20 protein-coding genes are annotated in these 20951 nt (G+C 31.4%); 8 read left to right on the forward strand and 12 right to left on the reverse strand.

The window, feature by feature from the left end; all coding sequences use genetic code 11:
- Positions 1-25: 25 nt before the first annotated feature.
- Both GYM72_RS05780 and pnuC read right to left on the reverse strand, forming a co-directional pair.
- Positions 26-265 carry a GlsB/YeaQ/YmgE family stress response membrane protein gene (locus GYM72_RS05780; RefSeq protein WP_160556802.1) on the reverse strand — a complete coding sequence of 80 codons (240 nt, stop codon included), beginning with the start codon at positions 263-265 and terminating at the stop codon, positions 26-28.
- An 11-nt stretch (positions 266-276) separates the two neighbouring features.
- A complete protein-coding gene (gene pnuC, locus GYM72_RS05785; RefSeq protein WP_160556803.1) occupies positions 277-894 on the reverse strand; it encodes a nicotinamide riboside transporter PnuC in 618 nt (205 codons plus the stop codon).
- Positions 895-1188: 294 nt separating this feature from the next.
- Between pnuC and GYM72_RS05790 the strand changes: the two genes are divergently transcribed.
- Entirely contained in the window at positions 1189-2187 is a 999-nt protein-coding gene (locus tag GYM72_RS05790; RefSeq protein WP_160556804.1) for a tyrosine-protein phosphatase, read from the forward strand.
- 137 nt (positions 2188-2324) lie between these two features.
- Here GYM72_RS05790 and GYM72_RS05795 read toward each other — a convergent pair whose 3' ends face one another.
- On the reverse strand, positions 2325-4310 hold the full coding sequence (locus GYM72_RS05795) for a heavy metal translocating P-type ATPase (protein ID WP_220263745.1): 1986 nt from the start codon (positions 4308-4310) through the stop codon (positions 2325-2327).
- 163 nt (positions 4311-4473) lie between these two features.
- Between GYM72_RS05795 and GYM72_RS05800 the strand changes: the two genes are divergently transcribed.
- Together GYM72_RS05800 and GYM72_RS05805 are read left to right on the forward strand one after the other, a co-directional pair.
- On the forward strand, positions 4474-4911 hold the full coding sequence (locus tag GYM72_RS05800; RefSeq protein WP_220263746.1) for a hotdog fold thioesterase: 438 nt from the start codon (positions 4474-4476) through the stop codon (positions 4909-4911).
- Complete coding sequence (locus GYM72_RS05805) at positions 4911-5918, forward strand: chorismate-binding protein (RefSeq protein WP_220263747.1); 1008 nt, start codon at positions 4911-4913, stop codon at positions 5916-5918. The genes GYM72_RS05800 and GYM72_RS05805 overlap by 1 nt, the downstream gene beginning before the upstream one ends.
- Positions 5919-5932: 14 nt before the next feature.
- Here the strand turns inward: GYM72_RS05805 and GYM72_RS05810 are convergent, their stop codons facing one another.
- Positions 5933-7189 carry a DUF763 domain-containing protein gene (locus GYM72_RS05810; RefSeq protein ID WP_220263748.1) on the reverse strand — a complete coding sequence of 419 codons (1257 nt, stop codon included), beginning with the start codon at positions 7187-7189 and terminating at the stop codon, positions 5933-5935.
- Between the two features lie 86 nt (positions 7190-7275).
- The gene (locus GYM72_RS05815; RefSeq protein ID WP_220263749.1) at positions 7276-7941 is read right to left on the reverse strand and encodes a metal-dependent transcriptional regulator; all 666 of its coding nucleotides are present in this window, start codon (positions 7939-7941) and stop codon (positions 7276-7278) included.
- Between the two features lie 124 nt (positions 7942-8065).
- On the opposite strand from GYM72_RS05815, the gene GYM72_RS05820 reads away from it, so the two are divergent.
- The 3 genes from GYM72_RS05820 to GYM72_RS05830 all read left to right on the forward strand — a co-directional run bounded on the left by GYM72_RS05820 (position 8066) and on the right by GYM72_RS05830 (position 12534).
- Positions 8066-10105: a TonB-dependent siderophore receptor gene (locus GYM72_RS05820; protein ID WP_220263750.1), complete on the forward strand. Its 2040-nt coding sequence runs from the start codon at positions 8066-8068 to the stop codon at positions 10103-10105.
- 120 nt (positions 10106-10225) lie between these two features.
- Positions 10226-10825, forward strand: a complete 600-nt coding sequence (locus GYM72_RS05825) for a WbqC family protein (RefSeq protein ID WP_220263751.1) — start codon at positions 10226-10228, stop codon at positions 10823-10825.
- 14 nt (positions 10826-10839) lie between these two features.
- Positions 10840-12534: a S8 family peptidase gene (locus GYM72_RS05830; protein ID WP_220263752.1), complete on the forward strand. Its 1695-nt coding sequence runs from the start codon at positions 10840-10842 to the stop codon at positions 12532-12534.
- A 70-nt stretch (positions 12535-12604) separates the two neighbouring features.
- Here the strand turns inward: GYM72_RS05830 and GYM72_RS05835 are convergent, their stop codons facing one another.
- Complete coding sequence (locus tag GYM72_RS05835) at positions 12605-12997, reverse strand: SRPBCC family protein (protein ID WP_220263753.1); 393 nt, start codon at positions 12995-12997, stop codon at positions 12605-12607.
- 29 nt (positions 12998-13026) lie between these two features.
- Here GYM72_RS05835 and GYM72_RS05840 point away from each other — a divergent pair, with 29 nt between their 5' ends.
- Complete coding sequence (locus GYM72_RS05840; RefSeq protein WP_160564847.1) at positions 13027-13641, forward strand: NUDIX hydrolase; 615 nt, start codon at positions 13027-13029, stop codon at positions 13639-13641.
- Between the two features lie 71 nt (positions 13642-13712).
- Here GYM72_RS05840 and GYM72_RS05845 read toward each other — a convergent pair whose 3' ends face one another.
- From GYM72_RS05845 to greA, 4 genes are all read right to left on the reverse strand, one after another.
- Positions 13713-16616, reverse strand: coding sequence for a DUF5686 family protein (locus GYM72_RS05845; RefSeq protein ID WP_220263754.1), 2904 nt, complete (start codon positions 16614-16616; stop codon positions 13713-13715).
- A 109-nt stretch (positions 16617-16725) separates the two neighbouring features.
- Positions 16726-17385, reverse strand: coding sequence for an ATP-dependent Clp endopeptidase proteolytic subunit ClpP (clpP, locus tag GYM72_RS05850; RefSeq protein WP_105297863.1), 660 nt, complete (start codon positions 17383-17385; stop codon positions 16726-16728).
- 67 nt (positions 17386-17452) lie between these two features.
- Positions 17453-17842 (reverse strand): HIT family protein, encoded by a 390-nt coding sequence (locus GYM72_RS05855; protein ID WP_160564843.1) that lies wholly within the window; start codon positions 17840-17842, stop codon positions 17453-17455.
- 19 nt (positions 17843-17861) lie between these two features.
- Positions 17862-18332, reverse strand: a complete 471-nt coding sequence (gene greA / locus GYM72_RS05860; protein WP_220233277.1) for a transcription elongation factor GreA — start codon at positions 18330-18332, stop codon at positions 17862-17864.
- Positions 18333-18434: 102 nt separating this feature from the next.
- Between greA and GYM72_RS05865 the strand changes: the two genes are divergently transcribed.
- The gene (locus GYM72_RS05865) at positions 18435-18875 is read left to right on the forward strand and encodes a hypothetical protein (RefSeq protein WP_220263755.1); all 441 of its coding nucleotides are present in this window, start codon (positions 18435-18437) and stop codon (positions 18873-18875) included.
- 353 nt (positions 18876-19228) lie between these two features.
- Here the strand turns inward: GYM72_RS05865 and GYM72_RS05870 are convergent, their stop codons facing one another.
- The gene (locus GYM72_RS05870) at positions 19229-19540 is read right to left on the reverse strand and encodes a hypothetical protein (RefSeq protein WP_220263756.1); all 312 of its coding nucleotides are present in this window, start codon (positions 19538-19540) and stop codon (positions 19229-19231) included.
- Positions 19541-19639: 99 nt separating this feature from the next.
- The gene (locus GYM72_RS05875; RefSeq protein WP_220263757.1) at positions 19640-20941 is read right to left on the reverse strand and encodes a hypothetical protein; all 1302 of its coding nucleotides are present in this window, start codon (positions 20939-20941) and stop codon (positions 19640-19642) included.
- Between the last annotated feature and the right edge of the window lie 10 nt (positions 20942-20951).

The raw sequence follows: 20951 nt of genomic DNA on the forward strand, positions 1-20951 counted from the left end.
AAAGCCGTCTAAATTAGATGGCTTTTTATCTTTTAGTGAAGATTGACACCAATGCTAAAAGGAAAATAGCGCCAATAGTGGACATAGCCAATAGGAGAGTTTTATCATTTTCATTAACCGGTATTTGAAGATGTCTAAATAGCCAATTTCCTAAAAAACTACCTAAAATACCAACCATTAAATTTCCAAAACATCCAAAACCTCGACCTTTAATTAAAGTCCCTGCTAAAAAACCGGATGAAATCCCTATAAGTAATGTCCACATTATTTTATGTTCTAATTTTTTAACTTTTGTGAATTAATAATTTTTTTCCAATCTAAATATCCAAAAATTGCGATGATAAATAAAAATATAGTTAAAAGAGAATATAATAAAAGTCCTTTATGAAGTAATAATGGAACGGCTATAAAATTACTAATATTTAAAAAAATCCAATTATCCAGTTTTCTTTTTGCTAATAGCCACATACCGGCCCAAGCAAATGCGCTCACCAATGAGTCCCATACAGGAACATCTGAATTAGTGTAATTCGTTAAGAAAAAATATAAAAGAATCCATGAAAATATCACAATGCAACATGCGATTAATCTATCGTTGACAGTACATAAACTTACCGTACTACTATTATTAGTTTTATTTGTCCATAAAAACCATCCATATATACTCATCACAAAATAATATCCTTGCAATAAAATTTCCGCATATAAACGAAAATCCCAATAAATATACATGGTTATGAGTATATTAAGTAAGCCGCAAGGATACAACCAAACCTTATTATATTTTGCGAATAAAGCTTCCGCTATACCAAAAGCTACTCCTATGGCTTCTAACAAAGAAATTTGATAAAATTGTTGCTTTAAAATTGTCCACCATTCATGTATTGAAACCATAGTTACACCTATATTTATTTATTAGTACTTAAACATACATTATATGTAGATATTTTATTTTCTTAGAAAGTCATGATTTTAATATAAATTTTAAAATCAATCCGATTGATTAAAACGTAGTATTCCTGATTTCGTATAGTATATTATTATTTTACCTACAAAGATATTAAAAAGACCTACTTTAATTAGTATTCTTTTACAAATAATTAAAATATAGATTATTTCAATAATTTTTATGGCAATAAATTTGATGTGATTTAAGTTTTTAATAAGTAATATAATCCAAAAATTAGTATGATAGCAGGTATGACTAAAGAAAAAGAAAATTCAGATAACCCTATTGACATTCTAAAAAGATGTAAAATTATACGAGAAAAGCATACAAAATCAGCTTATTTAAATATAAATATTTCGGGAGAATGGAAATTATATTCAGGCGATTCAGTTCAAACTATTGATACTAAAAAACCGATCGCGCAAGGTAAAGATTACGGAACTTATCCTTTATATATATTACCATCCAAAAGAAGTTATTTTAAATTAGAGACTTCCGAAGGATCGGCTATACTTGCGGAAACACACCTTCCGATGGAAGGAGGATATAATTTTAGAGATTTAGGAGGTTTAGAGTCTAAAGACGGAAAACGAATTAAATGGGGGAAATTATTTAGAACAGACGATTTATATAATTTAACCCATAATGATTTACTATATTTATCCAGTATTCCTATAATTACTCTGGTTGATTTCAGATGCGAAGAAGAATATAAAGCCTTACCGGACAAAATTCCTGCAGAAGTTAAAAATCATTACTATTTATGTATTGAACCCGGTCGTTTAAAAGCATATGCTAAAAGTATTCATACGAGCAAAAATGATGTAATAAATGCTATGAAGCATTTATACAAACTTTTAGTTACAGAAGATAAATATTTAAACGCATACGAAGAATTTTTTACCTATATACAAGATCAAGAAAAATTACCGCTCCTTTTTCATTGTTCAGCAGGGAAAGATCGCACCGGATTGGCTACCGCATTGTTGCTATATGCTCTAGATATTCCTAAAGATATTATTTTAAAAGATTATTTAGCATCCAATGATTATCTGGCGGATAAATACCATCCGTTGATTGAACAAAATCCATCCAACAAATATTTATATACGGTCATACCGGATTATTTAGAGAGCGCATTAAACGAAATAGAAAATGAGTATGGATCCATTCAAAATTTTTTGATTAACCGAATGCATTTAAATATTGATAAATTGAAAAATAATTTATTGTATTAATATCTGTTTAAACATTAGAATCAAAAAATAATCTTCAATCAACATATATCGAATTTTAAACAGATAAGTACCTAATTTACTTACCTGTTTTAATAAAGAATGTATTAAAATTTATTCGTACAAATGGTAGAGAAATTCTATTTATTTAGGTTGGCTTTTTGTAGACGAACGGCATTTAATATAGCTAAAAGGGCTACTCCCACATCGGCAAATACAGCTTCCAATAGATGAATATCACCAAAAATTCCTAAAATCATTACAATAATTTTAATACCAAAAGCTAATATCACATTTTGCCATACAACATGTTTCGTGGCTTTACCTATTTTAACAGCTAAAGGAATTTTAGAGGTCTGATCGTCTTGAATTATGACATCGGCTACTTCGATCGTCGCATCACTGCCTAAACCTCCCATGGCTATACCAACATCACTTAAAGCGATCACCGGTGCATCATTAAATCCATCACCTACAAAAGCTACTTTACCAATCACTGTTGATTTTATTTCCTTCATTTTACTTACCTTATCTTCCGGTAAAAGTTCACCATAGGCATGATCTATACCTAATTCCCGGGCAACTTTTTGTACGATTGTATTTTTATCACCGCTAAGAATAGTTGCCCCGATGCCTAAATCATGTATTTTTTTAATATCTTGTTGAGCTCCTGATTTAATTTGATCTGCAATTTCCAAATATCCGGCGAACTTATTATTTACTGCAATTAAAACTACAGTATTTATGATTTCTTTACAAGTATCCGGATAAGAAATAGAATAGGCATCCATTAATTTAAAATTACCTACTAACAATTCATTATCTTCTATTTCCACTTTAATCCCTTTTCCCGGAATATCTTCCATGGAAGTAATTTTTGTTACCTCAGGTTTTTGATTTACATAAGCTTGAATTGCGGTGGCAATCGGATGATTACTATGAGATTCAGCTATATTAACCCATTGTAATAATTGAGTCCGATCAAAACCTTGCTCAACATGTACATTTTGAACAGAAAAATTTCCTAAGGTTAAAGTTCCTGTTTTATCAAATACAATTTGTTTGACTTCTGCCAAAATATCCAAAAAGTTGGAACCTTTAACCAAAATTCCGTTTCTTGAAGCTAAACCTATGCCTCCGAAATATCCTAAAGGTATTGAGATTACCAAAGCGCATGGACAGGATATAACTAAAAATATTAAGGATCGATATAACCAAGTTTCATATTCATAGTTTGCAACAAAAAAATATGGTAATATAAACACCAGCAAGGCAATAAAGAAAACCGCAGGAGTATAAATCTTCGCAAATTTTCTGATAAACAATTCTGTTTTCGCTTTTTGACCGGTAGCATTTTGAACTAAATCCAATATTTTAGATAGTTTACTGTCTGAGTAAGGAGTAGTTACTTTTACAAGTGATGAAGTATTGAGATTTATCATTCCTGCTAAAATGGTCTCCCCTTTTTCTTTACTTTGCGGAGTACTTTCCCCGGTTAACGCAGAGGTATTGAACGTAGCCGTTGAAGAAAGCAATTCTCCATCCAATGCTACTTTATCTCCCGGTTTCAGTTGTATAATTTCGCCTACTTGAACCTCTTTAGCTTTTACGACTTTAGTAGTTTGATTTTCAATAATTGTCGCTTCATCGGGTCTTTGATCTAATAAAGCATTAATATTTCTTTTAGCTTTAGCTACTGCCAAAGATTGGAAGTTCTCTCCAATGGAATAAAATAACATAACTGCAACCGCTTCCGGATATTCTCCTATATAAAAAGCACCTACCGAAGCTAAAAACATTAACGATAGCTCATTGAAAAAATCCTTATGCTTAAATTCTTCCAACATTTCTTTAAATACAGGATACCCTACAGGCAAATAAGCTAGTATATATGCTCCCAATCTAATCCAAGAATTGAAAAATGAAGTTTTAGAATAATCTAAAATGAGAGCGAGAGCTAAAAGGATAGAACTTATGATGGCCGGTAAAAATAATTGAAAAATATTTATGTTGAAATCTAGTTCGTGATCATGGGTATGTCCATGAGAAGATTCATGATCTCCTTGATTAGTAATATTTTTTCTATCGTTGTCATTACAGGCACAACCGGGTTTATAAGAAGACATAACTATCTGTATTTTTTAATTATATAACAAAAATAATTCCTCTATGTTGCAATTAAATTGCAAAGAAAGAAATAGTAAAAAAATTAGAATCGGTATTATTTCCTCTCGCCCAATCCTTGAGTTTAATTTTTTATAAATTTGCATGAAACGTAAATAATAAAAAATGGATAAGGCAGAACTTTTAGCCAAGCTAAATGAATCTTCACCAAATACACTAATGCATACCTTAGGGATCGTATACACTGATTTTACAGGAGATACACTAACTGCAGAAATGGAAATAAATTCCCGGGTACACCAACCGATAGGATTTTTACATGGTGGAGCTTCATTAGCTCTTGCTGAAACTGTAGGTTCGGTTTTATCTATTACCACGGTTGATCCTTCAAATTATTATGTTTTCGGAACGCAAGTAAACGGCTATCATTTAAAATCTGTTAAAAACGGAAAAATTTCAGCTACAGCCCAATTTATCAACAAAGGTAACACATCCCATGTAGTTGAAATTAATATTTTTTGTACGGATGATGAGGGAAATACTTTTAAAAATTGTTATGTTACCATGACTAACCGCATTGTTCCTAAAAATAATTTTGAATAATGGTACTTTCTGAAATAGTTAAAGATTGCATTAAAAAAAATATTCCTTTTGCTTTTATTCGACTTCCTAAAGACAGTAAAATATTTTTAATCAAAAAGGAAGAGGGCGGCTTATATGAATATTCTTTTCAATCTTTTGATAATTCAAAGAAATATACATTCCATTTTTCAACATTTACTGAGGTAAATGATTTATTACCATCGAATGACCTTATATTTCCTCTACCTAACAATGAAAATACAAAGGTTATTTCAGAACATGAATATTTAAATCTTCTTCAACGGACCATTCATTATATTCAACAAAAACAAACAGATAAAATTGTAATTTCTCGCGAAAAATGGATCGATAAGGATAAGATCAATCCTTTCAAATCGTTTTTGTTTTTATGCGAAAAATATCCATCCTCCTTTTGCCAGGTAAGCTATTGGAATCAAAATGAAATTTGGATGGGGGCTACTCCTGAAATCTTAGGTTCTTTTGAAAATTCTTTATTTACAACGATGGCACTTGCCGGAACATTACCGGATATTGATTCGGTTCATTGGGAAAGCAAAGAAATAGAAGAGCAAAAATATGTCACAGATTATATTTGTGAAAAAATTAAAGCCTATACTTCGAATTTAACGATAAAAGGTCCTGAAACACTTCATTTAGGGCTTGTTAAACATTTGGTAACCTATCTTTCAGCAGAATTAAATACTTCTGATCAATTATCTCAATTGATAGCAGATTTGCATCCTACACCTGCCGTTTGTGGAATTCCGTTAAATAAAAGTAGAAATTATATTTTAAAGAATGAAGGATATAATCGTGATTTTTATGCAGGATATATAGGTTTGGAAACTCAGAAATTTAAAAAGTATTTCGTTAATTTACGATGTGCTAAACTATATGCTAATGGAGCTTTACTTTATGTAGGTGGTGGTATTACAGCGCAAAGTAATCCGCAAAAAGAATGGACGGAAACAGAATTAAAGGCTAAATTTATTGGTGAAAGTCTTTAAATACCTTCTTATGCTTAATCAAACAGGCTGAGTTGGTTTTTATCTATTTTTTTAGTTACAGATTTATTAGTTTTCTTGACGGTTTTTTTTATAAGACTGCTGTTTTCAACGGCGTCTCCATAGATAGTTTTACCACCGTATTTCCAAGAATTTTTCCGTTCATTTTCAATCCATTCATGAAAATTTTCACTGGGTTTAAAATTCATTTCAATTTCCATAGATACTTTGGAAAGATTTTTCAATGCTTCCAATTTATCGGTTTCTCCTAATTTAGATCGTTGCAATGCTTTATCAAAAACTTCAATGGTTTCATCATATACTCGAGTGGTTACAGGAAAAGGATGTCCGTCTTTTCCTCCGTGTGCAAAAGAAAAACGGGCGGGATCTGAAAATCTGGAAGGAGTGCCATGTATTACCTCACTAACTAAGGTCAACGATTGAAGCGTTCTGGGTCCTACTCCATTCAAAAGCAACAGAGATTCCACATCTTGAACATCTGTTTCATGAGCAAGTACCAAAGCAGCACCCAATCTTTTCAAATTGACGTCTTTTTCGCGTACCTCATGATGAGTAGGCAGTATAAGGGATATTTCTTTCATTAAACGATCCGGATTTTCCTTAGTTAGTTCCAAAATTCCCTGTTTGGTTGTAGAAGCATCTTTATCGGTCAGATTAAGGATTTCTCCTTTGTTTTTACCATAAATAAAAGTATGGGGAGTTTCCGTAAAGGATTGAACTGAAGAAGACAGCCAATGATACCTTCTTGCCAGTTTATCGTTGATATTCATTCCTTGCTGCACAACTGTCCAATCACCATCTGTAGTAACTACAAAAGAATGTAAATATATTTGGAAACCATCTTGAACCGCACAATTATCAACTTTAGCTACCAATCTGCTCTTAGTAATGAGTTCATTTCCATCTAAACCGGTTTTATCGGCAATATGAAGTAATTCCGTTGGAGTATTTCGCGAAGATTTCCCCCTGCCCCCGCATACATAAATACCAAGTTCCGAGGATCTTTGATTTATTGCTTTTTTCAAAGCATTCATAACGGAAGTGGTTATTCCTGAAGAATGCCAATCCATTCCTAAAACACATCCTAAAGACTGAAACCAAAACGGGTCACTTAATTTTTGTAAGAAAGTTTTTCTTCCGTATTCTTGAACTATAGCCTCTACAATCGCTCCACCTAATAAAGCCATTCTTTTAGCTAACCAGGCGGGAACTGTTCCATAGTGTAAAGGTAAATCTGCATATCCCTTCTTCATATAGTAAATATAGTAAAAATTAAATAAATTAACTCATTTACTGCACTTTTACCTTATAATTAAATGATAGAAATTGCGCGGTAACTTTAATTTAAACAATTTTTGACTAAAAGTTTTTCAGCAATCATATTACTTAAAACTTCTGTTCTATTTTGACCTACAATTTGAACGGTTACACTTCCGTCAAACTCTTCGACTGATTTAATCTGAAATTTAATTCCTAAATTGAAATTTTTAGAATTTAAATATTTTAAAAATTCTTTAGAACTGTGAATGATAGCGGATAATTCCACGATTTCTCCAATCTGGTATTCGTTTAACTTTTTAAAGCGTCCCCCTTCAATATTTCCTTGTTTATCCGGTATAGGTGAACCGTGAGGATCGAACTTAGGATAATCTAACAATTCGTCCATTTTATTGAAAAATTTTTCTGAATGTATATGTTCGATTTGTTCGGCTACTTCATGAACATCTTCCCAACTAAATCCCATTTTTTCAACCAAATACATTTCTGTTAGGCGGTGTTTCCTAAGAATTAAAGCGGCTTCTTTTTTACCTTTTTCTGTCAGTTTTAAAGGTTTATAGCTCTGATAGTATACCAATCCTTTTTTCAAGAATTTTTTCATCATGCTGTTCACAGTAGGCATTTTGATATCTAAGGATTGGCTTAACGCCAAAGTAGATACTTCTCCCTTTTCGTCAGACAGATTATATAAGGCTTTTAGATAATTTTCTTCTATAGATGAGAACATTTACAAATATATTAAAATATTAATTTTTCAAGATCAAATAATTTATTTTTCAAAAATACAATCGTAAAATAAATTTGTTAGACTAATCTAATTTTATATATTTGCTAGTCTAAAATTAATAATTATGAAAAGAGGATTGACTGTACTTTTTGCATTATCCCTTTGCACACTATATTCCCAAGAAGTTAAAGATTCGATTAAAAACTCTAAAGAAAAATCGATTGACGATATTGTCGTGACAGGAACCTTGAAGGAAGTTAGAAAATCTGACAGCCCGGTGCCTGTTGAAATTATTACACCAAAACTATTCAAAAAAAATCCTACTCCCAGTCTTTTCGATGCCGTTGGAATGATTAACGGAGTTAAACCTCAAATAAATTGCAGCGTTTGTAATACGGGAGATATTCACATAAACGGTATGGAAGGTCCTTATACTATGATATTAATTGACGGGATGCCTATCGTTAGCGGATTAGCTACTGTTTATGGTTTAAGTGGGATTCCCAATAGTTTGGTAGAAAGAATTGAGGTAGTTAAAGGTCCCGCCTCTTCTTTATACGGCTCAGAAGCTATGGGTGGAATTATAAACGTAATAACTAAAAACCCACAAAAAGCACCCAAATTTGCAGCGGATATTTTCAGTACAAGCTGGGGAGAATTAAGTACGGATTTATCCTTTAAATTTAAAGCCGGTAAAAAAGTAACCAGTTTACTGGGTATCAATCATTTTTATTATGATAATCCTATCGATGCCAATCACGACGGATTTACCGATTTAACTTTACAAAACAGAATATCGGTTTTTAATAAATGGAGTTTTAAACGAAAAGAAAACAGAGTTGCCAGTTTAGGGCTGCGATGGGTCAATGAAGATCGCTGGGGTGGAGAAATGAACTGGAGTAAAAAATATCGAGGAAGTGACGAGGTTTACGGAGAAAGTATATATACGAAACGTGCCGAAGTGATCGGACTTTACCAATTACCTCTACATGAAAAAATATACACCCAATTTTCATATAATTGGCATGATCAAAACTCATGGTATGGGAATACTCCGTATATGGCAACTCAACAAGTAGCTTTTATCCAAAGTTATTGGGATAAAACCATAAAAAATCATAACTTTTTAGCAGGAGCTTCTTTTAGATATACTTACTACGATGACAATACACCTGCAACCGCTTCTCCTGACGGCTTCAAAAACAGACCTTCAGAAACTCCGTTACCGGGATTATTTTTACAAGATGAATGGTCTATAAATACTAAAAATAAACTTTTACTTGGGTATAGATACGATAACGATAAACATCATGGAAATGTACATTCTCCCAGAATTGCCTATAAGTTTTCACCCAATTATACGAATACCTTCCGAGCCAGTTTTGGAACCGGTTTTAGAGTTGTAAATATCTTTACGGAAGATCATTCTGCTCTTACGGGAGCCAGAGATGTAGTCATCTTGAATTCTTTAAAGCCTGAACGTTCATTTAACGGAAATTTGAACTATGTTAAAAAAATGATGTTCGATGATCTTAATGTAAATCTGGATATCACCGGTTTTTATTCTTATTTCACTAATAAAATTATTGGTGACTTCGATTCCGATCCTACTAAAATCATTTATGATAACTTAGACGGACATGCTGTTTCGCAAGGTATATCTTTAAATACGGAATGGTCTTTTTTAATTCCTTTTAAAATTATGGCGGGTGTTACTTATATGGATGTTTACACCAAAGAAAAAGATGACAAGGGTTCTTATCTTAGAACAGATCAGCTTTATGCACCTAAATGGTCCGGAACATTTGTTATGACTTACACATTTCCTAAAAATTATATATTGGACTTTTCCGGACAATGGAACGGAAAAATGAGGTTGCCTATCGAGCCCAATGATTTTAGAAGTGAATATTCCCCGTGGTATTGCATTGCAAATATACAAGTAACCAAGAAATTCCACAATGGAATGGAAATTTACGGAGGAATTAAAAACCTATTTAATTTTACACCCAAAAACCCGATCATGCGTCCTTTTGACCCATTCAATAAAGAGGTTGATAATCCGATTACCAATCCTAACGGGTACACTTTTGATACTTCTTATAATTATGCGTCCTTGCAAAAATTAAGAGGATTTATGGGTATACGATATAATTTTTTCTAATTAATTTTAAAGACAGAAAAAAAGTAAATTTCATATAAAATAGATCGCTTACATATTTTGTTAAAATAAGAAGATCATATTTATTTTTATGGTAAATTAGCACTTTCATAAAAAATAACTATGATCGTCTTACCTTGTTTTTATTTTCCTCCTGTTTCTTATTTTGAAAAATGGTTCCATTCGGAAAAGATCTATTTGGAACAGTGGGAAAATTTTCCTAAACAAACTTATCGTAATCGTTGCATTGTTCAAGGAGCTAATGGAAAATTGCCTCTTATTGTTCCTATCGAACATTCAGGAGCCAGAATTATAAAAGATATTAAGATTTCCTATGCGTCTTCATGGCAAAAATTACATAGTAAATCATTGCAATCAGCATATCAAAGTTCTCCTTACTTTGAATATTACGAAGATAAGCTAATCCAATTATTGGAAAAAAAAGAAACCTTTTTATTAGATTTAAATCTAAACACAATAGAATGGGCATGTTCTATCCTAAAGTTGGAATGTTCTTACGAACTCACGGATGAATATGTAAAAAACCCTCCGTTTACCGATGCGCGAGAAGCATTCAATGCTAAAAAAGAAAGTCCTTATAAAAATAAAAAATATATTCAGGTATTTTCAGACCGTTTCGAGTTTATGAATGATCTTTCCATACTAGATCTTATATGCAATCTTGGCCCGAAATCTGCTAATTACCTTACTAATGTCGAATAAATAAATAATTTTAAATGAAGATAAAACTATTAAGCCTAAGCTTCGCTTTTGCATTCTTTACTGCCAATGCATTTGCTCAAAATAACGTTCCGGCAGTTGATTCCCTTGCTTTAAAAAATTGGTATCATCAAAGTTATGAAAAAACCGGTATTTATGGTGTAGGGACTAATGATGCTATTGAATTTTTAAAGTCTAAAGGACTCAAGCCCTCTCCTATTATCGTTGGAGTAATTGATAGTGGTGTACAAATTGATCATCCGGATTTGAAAAATAATATTTGGAATAATCCAAAAGAAATCGCTAATAACGGTAAAGATGACGACGGTAATGGATATGCTGACGATGTTCATGGATGGGATTTTATCGGTGGAAAAGATGGAAAAGATGTAGACCACGATACTATGGAATCAACCCGTATTGTTTCTTTATATGAAAAACTATTCGAAACCGGTGATCTGAAAACGAATGAAAAAAATCGGGAAAAGTATCCGAACGAATTCAAAGAATATCAAAGAGCTAAATTTATATATGATAAAGATTTAGGTGAAGCTAAAGATGCCCTATCTAATATTGATGAGCAAAAAGCTTTGATAAGACAAATGACCACTGAATTACAAAATGCTCTGGGTGACAAACCTTTGACTCTTGAAAATGTAAATGAGGCAACTTTTACTGTTCCTCAATATAAACAAGCTTTCCTTCAGATGATTGCAAATAATAGCGATTTGGAAGGAAAAAATGCAACTCAAATCAATATGTTGGCAGATAGTGAAATGGGTGAAGCAGTTAAGTATTATTCCGGTAAAGTAGATTACATGCTTAATAAAAGTTATGATCCTCGCTACATTGTAGGTGATGATTATACAGATATTAAGGAAAAACATTACGGTAACAATGAAGTGGAAGGCCCGGATGCATTACATGGAACTCATGTTTCCGGTATAATTGCAGCAGTTAGAAATAATAATATAGGTATGGACGGTATAGCCGGGGATGTTGCAAAAATCTTAGTAGTTCGAGCCGTTCCGGATGGTGATGAAAGAGATAAAGATATTGCCAATGCCATATATTATGCAGTTGATAATGGCGCTAAAGTCATCAATATGAGTTTTGGTAAGCCTTTTTCTCCTAATAAAGAGAGAGTATGGGAAGCTATGAAATACGCGGAAAAAAAGGGTGTATTAATGGTTCATGCTGCCGGTAATGATAATAAAAATGTAGATACTGAGTATAATTATCCAACCAATTTTAAGGATAATGAGCATAAATCTTTTGTAAACAATTGGATTACCGTAGGAGCCAGTACTCGATATAATAATGCATTGAAGGCGTCTTTTTCTAACTACGGAAAAGAAAAAGTTGATATTTTTGCACCCGGATTAGAAATTTACTCTACCGTTACCAAAGGAAAATATAAATTTTTACAAGGTACCAGTATGGCTTCTCCGGTTGTTGCGGGATGTGCTGCCCTTTTATGGTCTTATTTTCCTCAGTTAACTGCTGAACAAGTGAAAAATATATTATTCATAACAGCAAATAAATCTACTATAGAAGTAACAGCAGGTGGCGAGAGTGAAAACAGTCCTATGATTAAAACAACTTTTGATCAACTTTCAGCGACCGGTGGTGTTGTAGATGTTTTTAGAGCCGTGAAATATGCGTATGATAATTTCAACCCTGAAAAAGGAAGAAAAAAAGGAAAAAAATAAGTTGAATATTCTTTATATAAAAAAAGCTATTTTTAAATAAAATAGCTTTTTTTATGTTTCAAATTTAACATTATGAAATTTTAGTAATTCCTTCCGTTAAAGCTTTAATTAAATTTTTTAAAGGTTTTTCAACCATGGCAGAAATAAACATATTAAATTTACCATCGAAAGTAAATTGAACTTCACTTGAACTATCTGTAACCTGATCTATCAATAAACTTAGGTCAAAATTCAAAGTTTCTTTAGCCGAACTTAATACAATTTTTGAATAAGGAATTCTTTCTTTCATTTTCAAGGCAATTTCAGGCATTCCTTTTAATGCAAAAACAAATCCATCTTCATCTGCCTCAAACTTATCAATGGTTTCAGGCATGAACTTTTTAAATTCAGAAGGCTGAGATGCTAACGTGTAAATATCTTCTGCCGATTTATTAACCAGTATTTTTTCTCCTTTAATATTCATTTTTGTAATTTTGGTAAAAACAAACACAAATGTACAAAATTTCTGTAAACGAAAGATTTCTTACCCTTGGTAAAAATAAGAGAAAAGGTGTCATTAACCTTCCATACGAAAATTCGAAAACTTTGGTATACGCTCTGGATATTTTGTACCATACGAAAGTAAATTCCATTCATGTTTACTCATCTGAAACCAAAAAAGTTTGGAAAAAATTACAAAAAATAGCTACACCAGTGTATGCAGCGGGAGGATTAGTTAATAATAGTAAAGACAGTTATATATTTATTAAAAGAAACAGTTATTGGGATTTACCGAAAGGTCATGTGGAAGAAAATGAAACTTTTAAAAAAGCTGCCAAACGGGAAGTAGAAGAAGAATGTTCTATTTCTAATCTAAAATTAAAAAAATACCTAACGACAACTTATCATGTGTATCAATCTGAAAAAAAATACTTTTTAAAAATAGTTCAATGGTTTGAAATGAAGTATGATGGAAATGAAAAACCTAAACCTCAAAAAAATGAAGGAATTGATAAAGCCCAATGGATTAGAAAAAAGGATATCCCTAAACTTATGAAGAAAACCTATGTAAATATCAGGGAATTAGTCGGCACTTATGTTTTAACTAATTCTCGAATTAAAAAATAATTAATATAAAATTCAATAAAAAAAGGAGTACTATAATTACTCCTTTTTTTTCTTTTTAAATCGTATGATTTTTAGAATGTAAATTGCATTCCAAATTTAACTCCGAATTTATTAACATCCGGCATATGTAAGTAATTCCCTCTCCAGTTAAAATCTACTCTAAAGATTCTTAAATTTCCAAACCCTATATTTTCGATACCAAATCCATATTCATAATAGATATCTTTATTAGGCGCTACATATCTGATATTAGAAGCATTCATATTCTTGGAGCCTTCGGATATATCTCCCCAAACACCTCTGAAAATCGCTACTTCTCTTAATTGTAATTTTTTCAATAAAGGAATATAGGAAAATATCCTTCCGTTGAAGTGATGTTCAACATGCAATGCCGTATAAATATCTGTTACGAAATCATAATAATCCAGCAATGCAAAGGTATTATTTACGATACCGTAAGACTGGTTACCCGGTATAATTCCTAACAAGGATAAGGGCAATTTATTAAACGATTTACCGAATTCAAAAGTAACATTCGATTTACCAATCGGTCCCCAAAGGATCGGATGATTGTATAAAAATTGTATTTTATCATAGTTAAAATCACCATCCAATACTCCATTGAATCCTTTTATATATTTTAAAATTAAGGTTGGAGATAAAGTCGTATGCTCATATCTGTCTAATCCAAAACGAGAATATTTAGCTCCCGGTCTCGCTTGAATACTAAATGTTAAATGAGAATCATACAAATCGTTTTTAATATCTCCTTTTTTGTTGTAATACCCGATATTAAATTTGAAAGGATTCGCCGATTTTATGTATTGATAAGTTCCATCTAATCGCAATTGTACATTTTTCCACGGTTCAATAGATAAAAATGCATTGGTTTGATTGACAGAACTCAAATATTCATTACTTCCTCGGGATATGATGGAAGATGACGCAAAAGAACGGGTCATAATTCCCTCATTTTCTGTAAGCGAAGTCCCTAACTGAGTTATATCCCTTTTTGTTCCCGCACCTATCGTAAAACGATTGTATTTGTTTAACATCAAGCGCCCTTCAAAACCGTATTTAAATTGATCGTCTTTAAATCCGTATGCCGTATATCCTTCCACTCTCCACATATCATTGGGAGAGAAAAATGTCCTGGCTCCTAAACGAATTCTGGTTCCTTCAACATCGTTATATCCTAGTGTTTGATACAGATTTCCAATATCAATGGCATTACCCACATTGACATAACCTGAAGAAAGAATTTGTACGGCATCTACAATATTTCTAAATAAGCGGGTTTTAGATACCTTGTCTACCATTTCATATGCCTTTTTATCATCTTCATTGAGACGATCCGGACGATTGTCTGCCCAAAAATCATCTTTCCTATTGTAAGCTCCTTCAGAAATAGGTTCCCATTGTTGATCTAAGAGTTTTTCAACAGTACCTTGCGGCTCATCGAATTTATAATCATTATAAGTTATGGTACGTTTTGCAAACATACCTTTTCCTCCTTCTTTTTTAGTTATTAGAGACATATCCAGAACCGTGTAGTTTCGTAATGGAATAAAAATTGAATCATTGACATTGTCATAATTCAATTCCATATATATGTCTTTAACGAAGTTTACATTAATACCCGAAGTGGATTGTAAGGTTACTTGCTTTACTGCATAGGTATCTTTAGTAATATATAAATCTCCTTTAAAAGTAAGCTCATTTTCTCTTCGAGGTCTGTATTTAATATAATAACAATCAACTCCATCTACGGAAACCGTATCAGCTAATAAATAATCGTATACGGAAAATCCAATAGTAGCTACCGGACTGGTGAATCCTTTATTAAAAAAGTTTAACACATTATCGTATATGTTAACATCTTTATACAAATTTTTAACCGTATTGGCTACAATATCATTATTAGGAATTCCGGAAGCTTTATTTCCTCTTAAAAAGGATTTTTCCCGTTTGGAAGGCGTATTTTGTCCAACTATATCGGAAAGGGATTCGTTAAGAAAAACGGGAATGTACGTTTTTCCTGAGATATCTAATGTATCTATGTCTTTGGCTGAAATGTTTAATTTTTTAAAGATTTTTTTACTTATAAAAGCGCTATCAACATTATTTAAATCAAATTCGATTTTCTCATATTCTTTATATTGATAATTCTTAAAATTAGTCAAACCGTTGGTTCTTCTTCTCTTCCATAATTCACGCAGTATGCGGTATGCTGGATTTTCTTTTTTAGGTAAACGCTTTTTCGGAAAGCCGGTAACTACTACCTCGTCTATTTCCTTTTCTTTGCTTACGGTTCCTTTATCGGTTGATTGGCTACTATTTTTGCTCTTTAATTTGAGATTTACAATTAAGCCTAGATTATCTCCCCTTTGTAAAGGTATATATTTTGTCGGGTATTTATCTGTAATAATTTGTAACGTGTCAATGAATTTATTGGATTGTAATTCAAAATTACCGTCACTGTCTGTAATGGCGTAAACCTGAGTATTTTTAAGAAAAATATCAGCATCCGGAATTGGCTTCTCTGTATCTTCATCTAACAATTGACCGGAAACTCTAACGTAATTAACTTGCTGGTTTGAAGATGGTGATATACTATCCGTATCAATTTTAGTTTGATTGATAATTGATGGAGGAATTGAGGATGTACCAATCTTATCTTTTTCAGAGAATTTAATAATTAAATTTAAGTTTTGTTTTTTATTGACAGGAAATGACTTTTTCTTATAATTTACAATCTGAACAACGATAGAATCAAAGTTATTTTTAGATTCGAGTGAAAAATATCCAATATTATTTGAAAGGGTTGAAATTTCGGGAGCTTCAGGAAAAGATATTTTTGCTCCTTCAATAGGACGCTGGGTGTCCTGATTTATAATTACCCCCGTAATTTTGATTTGTGCATTATAAGATAAACTAAATAAAAATGCAAACAAAAAAAGTAATTTATTACTCATTGAACGTTATTTAAAAAAACAAAAAACTTTCGTTTGTAGATATCGAACAAACGAAAGTCTTAGTATAAATATTATATTATATGTATGTGGTTCTCAACAAAACAAAGCTTTACCGTTTTTCAAGAACTTCATCAATAAGTCCATATTCTTTAGCTTCTGAAGCAATCATCCAATAGTCCCTATCTGAATCCTTCTCAATTTTTTCAAAAGGTTGACCGGAATGCTCTGCCAAAATTTCATATAATTCTTTTTTCAGCTTCAAGATCTCCTTTAATGTAATTTCCATATCGGAGGCTTGCCCTTGAGCTCCTCCCAATGGCTGATGAATCATAATTCGAGAATGTTTTAATGCTGATCTTTTTCCGGCAGCACCGGCAGTCAATAATACGGCTCCCATAGAAGCAGCCATACCGGTACAAATAGTAGCCACATCGGGCTTAATAATTTGCATGGTATCGTATATACCTAGTCCGGCATACACTCCTCCTCCGGGAGAATTAATATATATTTGAATATCTTTATTGGCATCTGTACTTTCCAAGAACAATAATTGAGCAGTTACAATATTGGCTATTTGATCGTCTATACCAGTTCCCAGGAATATAATTCTATCCATCATCAACCGAGAGAACACATCCATTTGTGCTACATTTAATTTTCGTTCTTCAGTAATATATGGAGTCATTGAATTTACGTATTGATCTACCGCCAGACTATTAATTCCCTGGTGTTTTACTGCATATTTATGGAACTCTTTTCCTAAATCCATTTTTATTAATCTTTTTCTAAAATTTTTTACTTAATTTTCTCACTAAAACTATACCAAACAAGAGTCCCTATAGATAAGACTTTATTTTGTCAGCAATTTCAGTAAATTCTTCCGAACTCAGTGTCAATTTGTTACCAAAATTCATATCTCCGATAGCGTTTAATGGGATCAGATGAACATGAACATGGGGAACTTCCAATCCTTGTACAGACATTCCTACCCGTAAACATGGAATAGCTTTCCCTACTGCCTGAGCAACCCTATAGGTAAAATCCATTAATTCATCATATTCTTCTTTGGGCAAATCAAACAGTTTATCGGTTTCTTTTTTAGGAATTACTAAGACATGTCCTATAACTACCGGAAATGCATCTAAAAAAGCAAGGTGTTTTTCGCTTTCTGCAACTTTATAACAGGGAATTTCTCCTGCTACGATTTTTGAAAATATACTTGCCATAGGTTGTAAATTTAGCTTATTAATCTAATGAAATTTCTAAAATCTCAAAATTAATTCGATTACCGTTCGGTAAATTTATTTCGGCAGTTTCTCCAACTTCCTTTCCTAAAAGTCCTTTAGCAATGGGTGTATTAACAGATATTTTTCCGGTTTTTAAATCGGTTTCCGTATCCGGAACCAAGGTATACTTCATCTCCTGTCCATTGGCAGTATTCTTTATTTTAACAGAACATAATATAGCTACTTTAGAAGTATCAACTTGCGATTGATCTATTATTTTAGAATTAGAAATTATATCTTTAAGCTTAGCTATACGCATTTCAAGCAGACCTTGTGCTTCTTTAGCCGCATCGTATTCCGCATTTTCAGATAAATCACCCTTATCCCTAGCTTCAGCAATTTGCTGTGTGATTTTAGGTCTTTCAACTTGTTCCAATTGATCAAGTTCCTTACGTAATTTATCTAGACCTTCTTTCGTTACATAATTCATGATACTATTTTTTGTAATTTTGCGTTGTAATTTATAAACATAAAAAAAATAACCCGACTCTTCACGGTCGGATTATCCGTATGCAAATTTAGCAAATTTATTATGATTAAAAAATTAATTCTTTATATATTATTAATTTCACAGTTATTCTTCTTCATCCAATGCGAAAATGGAAATAAAACAATTAGTTGTTTTCCTAATTCTTCTATAAGTTATTCAGCCGATCTTAATTTACCTCAGTTCCAAAAATTATCCGGTATTAATGGTTATGCTTATATTGAAGCGGGTCCTTTAACAGGTACTAAGGGCTTAATATTGGTTAGAATAGATGCTAATAAGTTTTTAGCATACGACAGAAATGCACCGCATATTTGCCCTGGTCCTAATACCCAATTGGAAGTAAAGGACGATTTTTATATCTATTGTCCTGAAGATGGAGCAAAATGGTCTCTAACCTCCGGTCAACCGTTAGAAATAGCTGACCGAGCACCTAAAATTTATCCTACGCAATTGGTTGGAAATACGGTTATAATATCGTATTAATTTTATATAATATTTTTAATACTTTTCAGTTATAATAATATACTTGTATAGTATATAAAAATTAATGCATTGCCTGAGCAGCTGTGAATTGTTTTCAAATTTATTTAACTACTTATTCACGCCTTTTTTTCAATTATACTAATAATGTAAGGATACTGAAGGTATAAATTATAAATAAATTTAAGATAATGATTCTTATATTCTGATACTATATTAATATAATATAAATTTTATTTTTTGATAGTAATCAGAAGCTTGTTGTGAATTGTTTTCAAATTTTATTGATTATAAATTATTTCATAGTAAGAATTTAATGTTACTAATTTTTCATTTAGTTATGAATTTTTTTTCAATTAAGCTTTTCTAAACCAATTAGAGGTTTCTTCTTTCTCGTATAAATCACCTGTAAGTTGTATCAATCCTCTCCCTTTATAAAAGGAAGTACCGGATTTATATTTACTCGGTTTTTCTTGCGATAATTTAAAAAATCCCGTCTCTGCATTTACTTGAGCCAAGAAAGTTATCTTTTGTATGCAAGAATTAATTCCATACCTGCGAAACATTTGGTTTAATTCCCTAGTCAAGCTTTTCACGCTGTTGTCATTAATCAATCCATCGGTCCACAGTTTCGTATTCCCGTTCATATGGATCAGCAATTGTTCCATTTCTTCTTCGGTAAAATCTCGATGACAATAACAACCTTTTTTCTTTTAAATTTTATATTCATCCTTTAATTTATACTGGAGAATATTAAATTTTTTAAACTATTTTGAAAAAGGCCCTTTCTTATATGTAGCTTTGTATAGATAATCCATAGGTTGAGGATCATCTGATAAGGTTTGATCATTTTCAAACATATCTTTTTCCTGCTCTGCTTCTAAAAACCATTTTTTTAGATTAGGTATGTTGTAGTAATTGTTTTTCTCAAATTCTTTTTTATATTTTTTTTCGATATCTTGATAATGTATGAACTTACCTAAAAACATTTGATTATAACCATATTCTTTGTTATACTTATATTGTTCTCCAAAGGCTAATAATGTGGCTATTAGTTTTGCTTTTTGCGAAAAATCAAGAGGAATATCTTTATCTTCATTAGACAAATAATTTATATATTCTGCTAAATACAATATATTAACTTCATTTCCTGATTGGGAAGAAGGTACTAATAATTCTTTTATTAGGTTTAATGTTGTATCATGAATTTTAATTTCACCATTACATTGTTTTGTCCATAAAAATTTCCCGAAATTTTCCAAGATTTTATCTGATGGATATTTCACATATTTAAAGCCTTGTTTTTTAAAAGCCCATTCTAGTAATCTTTTATCCTCTGTATAGCCGAAAACGGTTACTAAAGATTCCATAAAATATTCATCATGGGTAACCAGCCATGGAAAATGGCTTTTATCATCATTAAATAAATATTTGTTTCTAGAAATTAATAATTGCTTATTAAAATTTCTATTTTTATGTAAATCATTATCATCTTTCCACTGAGAAGCTTTTACCTGAACTTTTTCAATTTCATCTTTTATTATTATATCTTCTTCCTCATATATTTTAATATCAGGATATAACTTAATATAATCTAAAATTTGAGGTAGAGCGTAAAAATAAGTAATAAAATAATGTTTTTTATCAACATATAGATATTGTGCATCTACTGAATAGGGGTAAAACTTTAACTCTTTATTACATATTAATTCTTCATTTGTATCAATTTTTAAATATTGATTTTCAGAATTATTATCGATAATTCTTCCAAAAATATTTTTTATTTTATCATTAAAAATCTCTTTTTTAGGAATTTTATACCCATTGTTTTTTAATAAGGTATCTTCAATAGATATTAAAGCGTCTAAATCTTCTTTACCATATTCGCTATAACAACTATATTTTTGATCATTTCCAGCTTCAATTTGTTTTACCAATATTGGAAATATATTTTCTATATTCATATTAATTTGCTTTTTTTCAAAAAATGATTTATTTTCTTTATCTTGACAATTATATAATGATAAGGAAGAGAAAAATAAACCGATAAACAATATTTTGTATTTCATTTTAATTTTT

Source organism: Apibacter sp. ESL0404, assembly GCF_019469245.1.
Lineage (GTDB): Bacteria > Bacteroidota > Bacteroidia > Flavobacteriales > Weeksellaceae > Apibacter.